The following is a 12,941-nucleotide window of genomic DNA, read 5'->3' on the forward strand; positions in this document are numbered from 1 at the left end:
TTTTGATATTGAAAACAAAGTAATAATATTGATTTTTTAAGTAAAATTTTAGATTTTTTTAGATCGTTAAGATATAATAAAAATACCAAGCACGAAAGTGTTGCACTTGATATTTCATTTTAGGAACAAAATCAAGTTTTTGATTTTGTTTTTTATTCAATACCATTTTTATTTTTAAAATTCATTTTAATAGGAGATCCAGTAAAATCAAAACTTGCTCTAAGTTGATTTTCCAAGAATCTTTGATATGAAAAATGTAAGAATTTTTTATTATTAACAAAAAAAGTAAAAGTTGGAATTTTAGCTTTTTCTTGTCTAACATAATAAATATTTAATCTTCCGCCGTTAAAAGATTGTGGAGGTTGTATAAGTTGAGTTTCTAATAATAAATTTGAAAGCAATGATGGTTTAATATCTCTTTCTAAATTAGTACGTACTAAATTAAGGGTGTCTACTAATTTGTTTATTCTTTGGTTAAATTTTGCAGATATAAACACAAACGGAACTCAAGGAACAAAATGGAATTTGTTTCTCATTTTCTTTTCGAATTCAGCCATGGTATTTGTTTCTTTTGATACTAAATCTCATTTATTTATTACTATTATTATAGGTTTTTCGTTTTCTAATGCATAACCGATAATTCTTGAATCGAAGTGAGAAATTTCCTCGTTTGTAGCATCAATTACTATTAAAGATAAATCAGATTCAGATAAAGAATTCATAGCACGCATTAGCGCGTAATGATCTACACTTTCAACTAATTTAGATTTTCTTGTAATTCCTGCGGTATCAATGACTTTATACAGCTTGTCATCTATGAAAATTTCGGATTTTACACTATCTCTAGTTGTTCCGGCTATTTCAGAAACTATAGATCTATTCTCTTTTGTTAAATTATTTAATAATGAACTTTTTCCGGCGTTCGGTCTACCGATTATAGATAGACTAAATGCATCTTCTTCTTGAGAATCAGAAAAATCTAGATATTCTATAGCTTTATCTAAAACATCACCAACACCTTCACCATGAAGTGCGGATATCGGAAATATATGATCACAACCTAATCTATATCAACCATAATCAAAATCTTGCATACTCTCTAACTTGTTGGCAACAGCAATTATTGGTTTATTACTTTTTCTTAATATATTCATTATAAACATATCGTCATTAGTTATTTCACTCTTTCCATCAAATAAAAAGAGAATAACATCCGCTTCTTGAATAGCAATTTTAGCTTGTATTTGTATTTGTTCTTGGAATGGTCTATTTTCTATTTCGATACCACCGGTATCAATTAGTTTTAATTCATGCCCTGCCCAATTGATTTTTTCGTATAATCTATCTCTTGTGACCCCTGGTTTATCGTATACTATTGAAACTTTTTTACCAATAAAACGATTGAAGAGAGTACTTTTACCAACGTTAGGTTTTCCTATTATTGCAATAGTGTTTTTCATATTACTCCTTAATTATTTTGATTTTTCTAAAGCAAGATTAATTATTTTTTCTGCAACTTCATCTATAGTTAAAGCGGTGCAATCTATATACTCACTATCTTCTGTTTTATGTAAAGGATCAACTGCTCTATTCATATCTTGTTCATCTCTTTTTTGAACTTCGTATAATATTTCCGCAAAACCTGTGTTATAACCTAAAACTTCATTTTGTATCATTCTTCTTCTTGCACGTTCTTCGGCTTGTGCTCATAAAAAGATTTTAACTTCAGCGTGAGGCATTATTTTAAATGTGGTATCTCTTCCATCGATAACAAAACCTTTTCTTTTTTTGGTCATATGTCTAATATAATCAACAACAAATTCTCTTACTTCAGGTATTTTAGCTACATTTGGTGTAATTTGAGAAATATAATCTGCTCTAATTTGGTGAGTTACATCAATACCCTTCAAAAGAATACGATCGTCATCTAGAAGTTGAATCATACCTTGTTCAAGAGTTTTTATTACATTTTCTTTATCTCTAGTATCAACATCCATGTCAATTGCATTTTTAGCAATTGCTCTATAAAGACTACCGCTATTAATAAAAGTATAATTTAATTTATTGGCAATCATTTTAGAAACAGTTGATTTACCTACTCCGCTTGGTCCGTCAATTGCAATATTAACCTTTCTCATAAAGTTCTCTCTTTCTATTTTTTAGATATTTTATTTATTATTTCTGTAATTTCGGGGTTTATTTTTAAATTTTCATCAAAATTATAACCATTCATTAAATTACTATAATTTTTAGACAATTCTAATTTTAGTTTAAAGCATTCATCGATTAATAAAGATAGTTCTTTTGAGTAACTGAATTTTGAAAAATTTAAATTTTTCATTGGTTTAGAAAATTCGATATCATAATCAAAAATAGGTTTAAAATCTTTATCAATATTCTTTTTAAATCATTTCATTTCTTTATTAAGCTCTTTGTTTTCTTTATTTGATAAAATCATTAAAATGCTTTCATCATTATTTTTGCTGTCGTTTTGATTCATAGAAACTCCAAAACATTAATTAAAAAACACTAACTAATTTTAAAATAGGTAGTTAAGTGTTTTCTTTTTTACTTGTTTTACCCTCTAAAGTGTCTTATATTTATAGTATATTTATGTTTTATATTTATATTATCTTTAAATATTAATTTATTATATCATATTTAACAATCGTATTTATAAAAGTTAATTTCATTTTATATATTTTTCCTTTTTTAGTTTTTTTATGAATAAAAATATATTTATTATTTGTGTGAAATAAAAAAATATTTTTGGTAATTTCCTTAATTTTAGGAGTATTAATGTTTTTTGTAGGGATGAATTTTTATACCAATAAAGATGAAAATAAAGAAAATTATGCTAAAAAATATGAAAATAAGGTTTATACCTATATTTTATCAGGTGCACTAAAACATACTGGAATTCATAGGTCAAATAGATTATTAACTTATAAAGAATTATTTGTTATAAACAAAATATTACCAAATTCATCATTAAAAGATTTTGATTTAAGTGAAATAGCCCCTAGAAATAAAGAAATTTACGTACCTTTTGAAAATTACAAATTAAAATGATCAGAATTAGAAAATATTGAGCAATTATTAAAAATTAATATTCAAAAAAGATATGCTAAATTGATAATAAACCATAAAAAGAACCATAAAAAGACTTCGTGAGAGCAAATTTCGAATATTTTTGGAATTGGTCCAAGAGTAATTTTAAAGTTAAAGAATTTTTTAATTCTAGATTAAAATATTTGAATGGTTTTTTATTATTTTCAAGTATATTTCTATTTATTTTTACACTAAATTATTTTTACTTAATTTTAATCGTTTTAACATCTTTGTCCTTATTGTTTGCTGATAAAAAAACTAAAAAAACAATAATATTATTATCGATTATACTTGGGTGTATTTGTTTAGTTAAAAGACTTCTAATTTATGAATCAATTAACTTTTCTAACTATGTTTATGTAAGTAAAATAAGAGACAATCATATTTATGTAAGAACCTATTTTAACATAGAATATGTATTTAAAAATAAAAGCGAATTGGAATATAAAATTTTTCAAAACCTATATATAAAAGGATTAATAATTAATTTAAATAATACAAAAATGCTTAATCCTACTGTTTTAGTAAAAGCAACACAACTAGATTTCAGATATTACTTTTTTTCTTTTTATAATGATTTTTCTAATTACAAAGAGTTAATTACACCTATTGTTTTTGGACATTATTTTAGTTTTAAAAATGAATTAATTAAATTGACAAGCGAAATTGGTTTGATTCATTTAATAATTATTAGCGGCTTTCATTTTATTGTTTTAAAAAAGATATTAAGTAAATTTATGAAAAATAAAATTTTAACTTTAATTTTTATAACAATATATTGAAGTCTTTGTTCAAATTCTGTTTCTATCAATAGAGCCTTTTTAATGCTTTTATTCTCAGAAATTAAGAATTATAAAAATAATAAAAATCACTATATAGTGTTCGTTTTAGTTATTTGTTTATCATTAAAAAGTAATGATAAACTAGAATTGGGTTATTGATTGTCATTTATAATAAGTTTTTTATTAATGAATATAAGCATTAAAAAAACACTTATAAACAAAGTGTTAATATATTTTTTGGTATGGCTAGTTTCGATGTTAATTTTATTGTCTAACGGTAAGGAAATTAATATTTTAGGAATATTCTTGATTTTATTCCTTACTCCATTCTTCGAATTATTTTTTATATTATTGTTAATTGCTTTTTGTGTCCCTTTAATATCAATTAATTTATCAAGTTTTATGTTTTTCTCAATTAGATCCATTTCTAATATTAAGATTATTCTAGATTTAGACCTAAGTATCTATAGAAATTTAATTTTTATTTTAATTTATATGATTATATGATTTACAACAAGAGAAAAATATATATAATTAAAATATGATATTTATATATGGTAACGAAGAATATTTTATAAACAATAAAATAGATGAATTAAAAGATAATTTTTTAGACGAAAATATAATTTATTTTAAAGATAATTATACAATTAGTGAGTTAATAGAATCTATTTCGAGTTTTGGTCTATTTTCGACACAAAAACTTATATTGGTTGAAAATTTTGAAATAATTGATTCTAAAAAAATAACAAAATTACAAAAGGAATTATCTGAAGTTTTAATAAATGCATTAAAAAATAATAGATTACATAAAGTTGTATTTATACATAGAAAAAATTCATTTGAGAAAAATGATTTTGTTCAATTTTTAATTGAAACCACAAAAGTTTTTAATTTTGAAAAGTTAGATTCTAAATCTATCGTTAATTTTATTGTTTCTTATATAACTTCAAAAGGTGGAAAAATAAGTTTTTTTGATGCTACTTCATTATCTAATAAACTACCTAATAATTTATCGATAATAGTAAATGAAATTGATAAAATGCTAAAGTTTAATAGTCAAATTAATTATTCTCTAATAAATAATAATATTCAAAATTATGCTTTAGATGATTCTTTTGCCTTTATGAATGCAATTGAAACTAATAATTTAAATAATATTTATCAAAAGTATAAAGAGAGGTTTAACGAAGGTGATGATATAGCTCTTTTAGTGGCACAATTAAGAAATATTTTTTCATTGTCATATAAACTTTATATACTTAACAATAAGTTGAAAATGAATTATTTTGACATATCTTCTAAGTTAAAAATGCCTGAATGAAGAGTAAAAAAAGTTTTGAAAATAGTTAATATTTTTGGTATTAAAAAAATTAAAAATATTTTAATCAATTTAGGTATTGTTGATTTGCAATCTAAAAGTTTAGGAGTAGAAAATTATGAAATATTTGAAACATTCTTGATTACAAACTTCACAAAATAAATATACTATTAATTACTTATTTTTGCACAAAGAAATAATTGTTGATAGTAATAAAAAAATTTCTATTGAATATTATAAAAAAATAATAAAAAAAGTTACTTTATTAAGTGAAAAAGGTATAAAAACTATTGTTGTATTACCTGATATTTATCTTAGTTTTTTTAGGAATTTATATAGAGTTTCCGAGGAAACAATAGATGAATACTCAACAAGAAATTTAAAATATAAATTAGATAATTTAAAAATTTTTTGCAAAAACATTATATCTTTAGATAATGTTTCTATTTACTACAAATTAACTTTTGATAATATAATCTCTATATCTAAAATAATTAATAAACGTAAAAAAATAGAAGAAGATAACAATTTAAATACAGAATATATTTCCTTTAGTAAAACTAATATTATGGATTATAATGATCTTATATATACACAAGAAATAGATCTATCCGAAACAAATGAAAGTAAAGAGCGTTTAAATTTATTTGAGAATTTAAATGATATTTATAATGAATTTATTTATCTTTTTTATGCAAGTGGTTTAGTTTTTGAAAATGTTTTTTATTCTTTTGATAAAAAAACAAAGCAAGATATTTTAGGTTCAAAGAAAATTTTATATGACAATTTATTACTTTTTAAAAATAAAAATAATACAAAAATTTTACTATATGATAGTAAAGAAACTATCAAAACTAATTTGATTGACAATAATATTTTTGATGATGTTTTTTTAGAACAATCAATTAATGATAATTTTTTAAAAAGCTTTTACGATTTAGATAAATTAATTAAATTAAAATATATACCTGTATATAACTTTAATTTATTTTTGGAATCAAAATCATATGAAAAAATATTTAAAATAGAACAAATGTTGCTGATTATACAAAAAATATTTTTAGTACCTAAAAATATAGCTTTTTTTCCTTTGCAAAAATATAAGGAAGACGATTTTGGGAATATAATTTCAGTTTTAAATTATGATGATATTATAAATGAATTTATTTTTGATTTTATAATCAAAAGGTCTTTTGAATTTAATTTTTTAATTTCTAAAAAAGTAAGATTATCGTATTCTAAAAATATATTTTTTAAAAAAGAAATTTTTAGAATTAAGTTATTTGTTGATGATCAAAAAAGTGAAATAGTATTTAATTTATCTAATAAATCAATTAAATTGAATAAAAATAAGACTTTAATGCCTTATGAGGTTAAAGTCTTAGATTAACTCTTTTTTATTTTTAGAAGGACAAAAAGATATGCTCTTTTTATTCTGCTTCGAGTATATCTTTTGCTAACGCAAGAATCTATAAAGTCAAAATAATTATTATGATATATATTTTTTTTAAATAAATTTTCCATACCTTCAGAGATCATTTTAAATTTTGCTATTTCTTCTTTTGGTAAGGTGGTAACTATTTTTTTAAATTTTGAATATGTATTTTCGATTAAAAATTTATTTTTAATATTTTTTAATTTCATTGGTGTAAAGTTTGAAACATCTTCATTGTTCTTTAACATTTCCCTTATTTTGCTTGCGCTAGCAAATTTATCATTAGTATTGTTCGAATGAAATTCTATAGTTCTTTTGTGGCAATATGGTTCAATTTTATAGTTATTATTAATTATTGTTTTTACATATTCTAATCCTAGAATATCATTTGGCATACTTATATCAATACCACTTAATTCATTAAGAGCCAAATTTGATGCTCTCGGAAAACTATTGCCGCCTTCCTTTAAATATTTTTTAACCAAATAATTATATTTATCTTTATTATCGTTTATTGTTTGAGCTATTTTTTTAAAAACGTTTATATCGCTCGTTTCACTACCAAAAACAAGAGTGTCTACCCCTTTTTTATATAATTTTTCTATACTTTTTTGTGCAAAAATGTGTGCAGCTTGTGATGAAACATTAACATCTAATTTTATAAATTTTGAAACTCCATATTTTTTTGCTATTTTTTTCCTTTTTCAATAAGATGTACATATGAACTCTCCTCTTTGAGAGAATTTATGAGATATAGCTACATATATTTTAGAGTTTGGAAATTTATTCTTAATTCATTCTAATTGATAAATATGTCCGTTATGGAAGGGGTTATATTCAACTACAATTCCTACTTTTCTATATTTTTTTAGGTCTTTCATAATCACTATTATAACAAAATAAGTTTAACCATTTTTAATTATTTTATATACACAAATCAGTTTAAAAATAGTATTTATAATTTAAAAATGTACTTTATTAGAGTATTTTTTATATTTAAAAGTTATTTATTTTTTTCTTTTTAAAAAGCTGTTTTGTATTATAATATATAAGCAATATTTAAATATTTAATAAAACCACAAGGAGGATACCATGGCAATTGTACCAAAACGTAAAACATCAAAACAACGTAAACATAAAAGACAAACTCATAGTGCACTAGATGTTCCAAACTTAGTAGAATGCAAAAATTGTTCAAAGATGATTGAACAACACGTAGTTTGCAAATTTTGTGGTTTTTACGCCGGAAAGAAAGTCGCAAACTTTCAAGCATTAAATGACAGAATCCAAAAATAATTTGAAATAGTGAGTATTCACTATTTTTTTATTTTCCTTTTTTAGTATTAATTTAAATAAAAAATCAAATATTAAATGGAGGAAAAATGATACTTTATAAAATTGGAGAAATTGTATACAAAAATAAAAATAATTTAATATTTGAAAGTAAGGGAGATGGCTATATGCTTAGCGTCCCCGATCTAAACAGATTTGAAGTAGGTCAAAAAACAAAATTGTATATTTATGAACATGCAACAGATTATGTAAAAAAATACTTTGGATTTAAAGATTTTAAAGAAAGAATATTGTTTTTAGACTTAATATCAATTGATAAAATTGGTCCAAAAATTGCACTAAATATTTTAGAAAAAGGATGAGAAAATATTGCTATAGCAATAGCAAATGATAATTGAACAATATTATCAGAATGTTCTTTTGTGAGCGAAAAGACGGCAAAATTAATATGTGTGGAATTAAGAGATAAATGATCTAAAATGGTTAAGAAAGAAGATTTAAAAATTAGTGAAGAAAGTAGAAAAAAACATGAATTAAAAGAAACTTTAATTATGTTAGGTTTTAAAAAACAAGAAATCGATTTTGCTTTAAATAATATTAAAGAAAAAAATAATATAGATAAAATGGTTGAAGAAGGAATAAATTTAATAACTGTAGACTATAAAAATGCAAATCAAAGAACTCAGACCCAATAACTTCAACGATTTTATTGGCCAAAATAATCTTAAAAAAACTTTAGATGCTATGATACAAAGTTCAATAAAACAAAATAGCCCTTTATCTCATATTTTATTATACGGCCCACCAGGAATGGGTAAAACTACTTTAGCAAGCATTATTGCTAGTAAAACGAATAAAAAAATTCACTTTATTCAAGGTGCAAATTTAGAAAAGAAATCAGATATAATAAATGTTCTTTCTGTTATAAATAACGGAGATATTGTTTTTATAGACGAGATTCATAGTATAAATAAATCTATTGTAGAATTTTTATACAATGCTATGGAAGATTTTGTTTTTGATTTAATCATAGGTGTTGACGGAAATTCAAAAGCCATAAGGATGAAAATAAAACCTTTTACCTTAATTGGAGCAACTACTAAATTAAATTACATACCGCAACCTTTTAAAGATAGGTTTGGATATATTGGAAGACTTGTTAACTATAATAATGATGATATATTCAAAATACTAACTAAAACTGCCAAAAAATTAAATATTACAGTTGATGATAATTTGTTAAGGGAGATTGCAGAATATTCTAGAGGAACACCAAGGATAGCAAATCATTTGATACAAAGAATTAATGATTTTGCTATTACAATAAATAACGGTCAAATAAATATAAAAATAATAAAAAAAGCACTAAAACACCTTGAGTTATATAAATATGGTTTAACAAAAGAACATATTCATTATTTAAATGTTTTAAGAGATGGTTTTGATGAAAAACCGGTTTCTTTAAATACTATTTCTAGTTTATTGTCACATGAAAAAGAAGATATTTTAAATGAAATTGAACCTATTTTACTTTATTTAAAATTAATAAAGAAAAATTCGAGAGGAAGACAAATTACTTCAGATGGAATTGATTATTTAATTAAGTTAAATTTAAGCTATTAGTAAAATACAAAACGCTAAAAAAAGACAAAAAATATGGTAACATTTAATAAGTATGAAATATATTAAAAAATTATTATCAATTAATAATTGAAAAAGATTTATTTTGAATATAACTACAATACTTATTGCGTTATTAACTATTGTTTTTGGTAGCGTTTTTTATATAGGAAAAAACGTTAATAAATCAATAGAATATGGTGGTGGTATTGAAGTATTAATTCAAGTTAAACAAGATGGCACAAATGCGAATGATGAATTAACTGAAGAAGTTAATAAATCATTATTTAACAGATTAACTGGCGGTACCGGATTAAATGGAGTATCTGTCTATAGTGAAGGAGACGGAAAAATACGTATAACAAAAAGTGGTCGTATTTCTGAATCTGATAGAATTGCTTTTGAAAGGGCTATTGTAGAAAAACCTATTTTAACTATAACTGATTCTGATATTAAGCCTTTATTTTATGATGGTGTTTTTAAGGAAAATGGTTCTTTAGAAGAAGGTACTGTTCAAAATTGAATACCACCTTTTAAAGCTGATGGTGCATCATATGTTCCTAATCCAACTACTGGTGGAAGTGATGTAAGCATAACATTAGATGGTATTGACGCTCAAAAACAATGAGCCGATGCTACTGAGTATGCAACTAAAAGAGAAGATCAATTATTATTAATTTGATTAGATATAGATAAATTATTAACAATTGCTAAAAATAATTATCCAGAGGAATGAAAAAAATCTGGAGAAAATTTATGAAATTTTGTCCATGTAAATGAAGAATTAAGAGATAAAGAAGGAAAATTAAATCAAATAAAAGAATTTATTTTGGATGTTCGTAGAAAGTATTTGATTAGCGTCGCTCAAGTTAGCTCTCAAATTAACGGAGATAAAGTAAGTATTACTGGTAATTTTACTCGTGATAGTGCTACAGATCTTGCTAATAAAATTAACTTCGGTTTAAGCAAATACGATTTAAGTGTTTTATCAAGTATATATGTTGATGCTAATTTAAATTCAAATTCATTCTTTTATGCAATGATTGCGGGAATAATTATATTTTCTATGATTTCAATTTTTATGATTGTAAATTATGGACTTTTAGGTTCTTTAAGTACAATTGCAATGGCATTATATATTTTTCTAACTTTACTAATTTTTACAGCATTAAGAGGAGAATATTCTCCTGCAACATTAGCCGCACTAATAATCGGTATTGGTATAAGTGTAGATGCTAATGTAATCACATATGAAAGACTAAAACAACAAGTTTATTCAGGCGATACCCTCAAAAAGTCTTTTAAAAATTCTTCTAGAAGTTCATTAACTTCTATTATAGATGCCAATATGACAACAATAATTGTCGGGTTTATTTTGTTTTATTTTGGCACCAAGGATGTAAAAGGATTTTCAATTACTTTAGTTTTATCTACATTATTCACATTATTTTCAATGTTAGTGTTTTCAAAATTTATTGCAACATTAATGGTTAATACCGGTATTTTTGATAATAGATTATGATTATTAGGTATTTCTAAAAAGAAAATTGGTAAAATTAGTAATTTTAATTCTAAAATTATTAAATTTAATTATATAAAACAATCTAAATGATTCGCTTTATCTTCGTTTGGGTTTTTAATAATTGCCACTATTGTTTTTGGGTCTTTTGCAGGATTTAATAATTCTTTCTGAGATGGAGTTAATAGATCTATAGAATTTAGCGGTGGTATTAATATAACCATACAAGGTGATTTTGAAAAAAATACAAACCTAAATTATCAACAAGCTCAAGAAATATCTAATAATTTAATAAATTCTGCAGCGAACTTAGGTATCAACGACGCTAAAGATATTATAAAAATTAATGGACTAAATTCTAATGATAATTATGTTATTTTAATTAGAACAAAACAAGACTTGACAAATCAACTTCAATCAATCAAGGATTTTGTTTTAAATATAAATAGTGATGTTTTAGTTACTAATTATTCTGTTTCTTATTCAGAAGCTACCAAACTTGTTCAAAACGCTTTGATTGCAACAGGAATTAGTTTTGTAGGAATAATTATTTATATGTTAATTAGAATGAACTGAACTTTTGCTATAACTGCTATAATCGGTTTAATTCATGACTTTTTAGTTGTCTTAGCGTTTATATTTATAACAAGAATTCAAGTTAATACAATAATTGTTGCGGCTATGTTATCTATATTAGGATTAAGTATTAACGATACAATAGTTACATTCGATAAAATAAGAGAGACAATTAAGGTTAAATACCATAAACAATTTTTATCAAAAGAAGATATCAAGAATATTGCTAATTCTTCGATTGGCGAAATATTAAAACGTAGTTTATATACTTCTTTCACAACAATGTTTGCTGTTGCGGTCTTACTTGCATTTATTAATGCTACTGACTTTTCATTTAATATAATAATGCTATTTGGAATTGGTATCGGAGTTTATTCATCAATCTTTATAGCTACATGAATTTGAACAATTCTAGAAACAAGAAGACAACAAATATTAAAAAGAAGAAAAGACACAGGTTATTGAAAAATCAATAGACCAGAAGAACAAACATTTAATGGAATTAATGATTATATTTAAAGTGTAGCTCTAACTACACTTTTTTCTTTAACATTTTTTTCGTAAAATATTGATATAATAAATACATTATGTCAAACACAAAAAAAGAAGAAATACAAAAATTATGTTTGGAAAATAACTGAGATTTTGAGTTATTTAAAAAATACGTTGGTTTAATTGAAGAAAAAAATAAAGTAATTAATTTAACTGGGTTTAGCAATGAAAGATTATGGTCTGAAGGGATATGAGAATCTCTTTTGTATATGTTAGAAATTACAAAAAACAAAAAAGATTTAAAGATTTTAGATGTTGGTTCAGGAGTAGGTTTTCCGTCTATACCTTTTGCACTAACTAAACCAAACCATAAAATTACAATTTATGAACCGCTATTAAAAAGATTTAATTTCTTAAATGAAGTTGTAAATATTTTAAAACTAGAAAATGTAGTAAAAGTATATCGCTATAGAGTTGAAGAAGTTAAAGATAAAAATATTTATGATATAGTAACTGCTAGAGCTGTTGCTAGCGTAAAGGGTATGTTAATGTCATCATTTCATTTAGTTAAAGTAAATGGTGAATTAAATTTATTAAAAGGTAAGAACGCTTTTGAAGAAATAGAAGATGCAGAAGAAATATTTAAAAAGATAAAATTTGAATTAGAAGTCAATGATTTAACTGACACTAAAGAAAATAGAGATAATAAAATCGTTAAAATAATTAAATTGAGAAGCACACCAAGCATTTTCCCTTTTTCTTGAAAAGTTATTAAAAATAGTTAGGAGTTTT

General features: G+C 23.4%; 13 protein-coding genes. 9 read left to right on the forward strand and 4 right to left on the reverse strand.

Going from position 1 to position 12,941, the window contains the following annotated elements; all coding sequences use genetic code 4:
* Window positions 1-152 precede the first annotated feature (152 nt).
* Genes der through N9R85_RS02135 form a run of 3 tightly spaced genes read right to left on the reverse strand, consistent with a single transcriptional unit; the run spans window position 153 to window position 2,500 of the window.
* The gene (gene der / locus N9R85_RS02125; RefSeq protein ID WP_262858385.1) at window positions 153-1,460 is read right to left on the reverse strand and encodes a ribosome biogenesis GTPase Der; all 1,308 of its coding nucleotides are present in this window, start codon (window positions 1,458-1,460) and stop codon (window positions 153-155) included.
* A 12-nt stretch (window positions 1,461-1,472) separates the two neighbouring features.
* Entirely contained in the window at window positions 1,473-2,138 is a 666-nt protein-coding gene (cmk, locus tag N9R85_RS02130; RefSeq protein WP_262858386.1) for a (d)CMP kinase, read from the reverse strand.
* Window positions 2,139-2,152: 14 nt separating this feature from the next.
* Window positions 2,153-2,500 (reverse strand): hypothetical protein, encoded by a 348-nt coding sequence (locus tag N9R85_RS02135; protein ID WP_262858387.1) that lies wholly within the window; start codon window positions 2,498-2,500, stop codon window positions 2,153-2,155.
* Between the two features lie 248 nt (window positions 2,501-2,748).
* Here N9R85_RS02135 and N9R85_RS02140 point away from each other — a divergent pair, with 248 nt between their 5' ends.
* The 4 genes from N9R85_RS02140 (at window position 2,749) to N9R85_RS02155 (ending at window position 6,604) form a co-directional block, all read left to right on the forward strand.
* Window positions 2,749-3,249, forward strand: a complete 501-nt coding sequence (locus N9R85_RS02140; protein ID WP_396888750.1) for an MAG0490 family ComEA-like DNA-binding protein — start codon at window positions 2,749-2,751, stop codon at window positions 3,247-3,249.
* 101 nt (window positions 3,250-3,350) lie between these two features.
* Window positions 3,351-4,427: a ComEC/Rec2 family competence protein gene (locus N9R85_RS02145; RefSeq protein WP_262858389.1), complete on the forward strand. Its 1,077-nt coding sequence runs from the start codon at window positions 3,351-3,353 to the stop codon at window positions 4,425-4,427.
* Window positions 4,428-4,434: 7 nt separating this feature from the next.
* Window positions 4,435-5,376, forward strand: coding sequence for a DNA polymerase III subunit delta (holA, locus tag N9R85_RS02150; protein WP_262858390.1), 942 nt, complete (start codon window positions 4,435-4,437; stop codon window positions 5,374-5,376).
* The gene (locus N9R85_RS02155; protein WP_262858391.1) at window positions 5,333-6,604 is read left to right on the forward strand and encodes a hypothetical protein; all 1,272 of its coding nucleotides are present in this window, start codon (window positions 5,333-5,335) and stop codon (window positions 6,602-6,604) included. Before holA ends, N9R85_RS02155 begins: the two co-directional genes overlap by 44 nt.
* Here the strand turns inward: N9R85_RS02155 and N9R85_RS02160 are convergent.
* Complete coding sequence (locus N9R85_RS02160; RefSeq protein ID WP_396888751.1) at window positions 6,601-7,530, reverse strand: nucleotidyltransferase; 930 nt, start codon at window positions 7,528-7,530, stop codon at window positions 6,601-6,603. The genes N9R85_RS02155 and N9R85_RS02160 overlap by 4 nt on opposite strands.
* 211 nt (window positions 7,531-7,741) lie before the next feature.
* Between N9R85_RS02160 and rpmF the strand changes: the two genes are divergently transcribed.
* The 5 genes from rpmF to rsmG all read left to right on the forward strand — a co-directional run bounded on the left by rpmF (window position 7,742) and on the right by rsmG (window position 12,934).
* The gene (gene rpmF, locus N9R85_RS02165) at window positions 7,742-7,945 is read left to right on the forward strand and encodes a 50S ribosomal protein L32 (protein ID WP_174892728.1); all 204 of its coding nucleotides are present in this window, start codon (window positions 7,742-7,744) and stop codon (window positions 7,943-7,945) included.
* 86 nt (window positions 7,946-8,031) lie between these two features.
* Entirely contained in the window at window positions 8,032-8,637 is a 606-nt protein-coding gene (gene ruvA / locus N9R85_RS02170; RefSeq protein WP_262858392.1) for a Holliday junction branch migration protein RuvA, read from the forward strand.
* Window positions 8,609-9,565, forward strand: a complete 957-nt coding sequence (gene ruvB / locus N9R85_RS02175; protein ID WP_262858393.1) for a Holliday junction branch migration DNA helicase RuvB — start codon at window positions 8,609-8,611, stop codon at window positions 9,563-9,565. Before ruvA ends, ruvB begins: the two co-directional genes overlap by 29 nt.
* Window positions 9,566-9,617: 52 nt before the next feature.
* Window positions 9,618-12,176 (forward strand): protein translocase subunit SecDF, encoded by a 2,559-nt coding sequence (gene secDF, locus N9R85_RS02180; protein WP_262858394.1) that lies wholly within the window; start codon window positions 9,618-9,620, stop codon window positions 12,174-12,176.
* Window positions 12,177-12,244: 68 nt separating this feature from the next.
* A complete protein-coding gene (gene rsmG, locus N9R85_RS02185) occupies window positions 12,245-12,934 on the forward strand; it encodes a 16S rRNA (guanine(527)-N(7))-methyltransferase RsmG (RefSeq protein WP_262858395.1) in 690 nt (229 codons plus the stop codon).
* Window positions 12,935-12,941 lie beyond the last annotated feature (7 nt).

It is taken from the genome of Mycoplasma sp. CSL7503-lung, from assembly GCF_025515455.1.
Classification (GTDB): domain Bacteria; phylum Bacillota_I; class Bacilli_A; order Mycoplasmatales; family Metamycoplasmataceae; genus Mycoplasmopsis.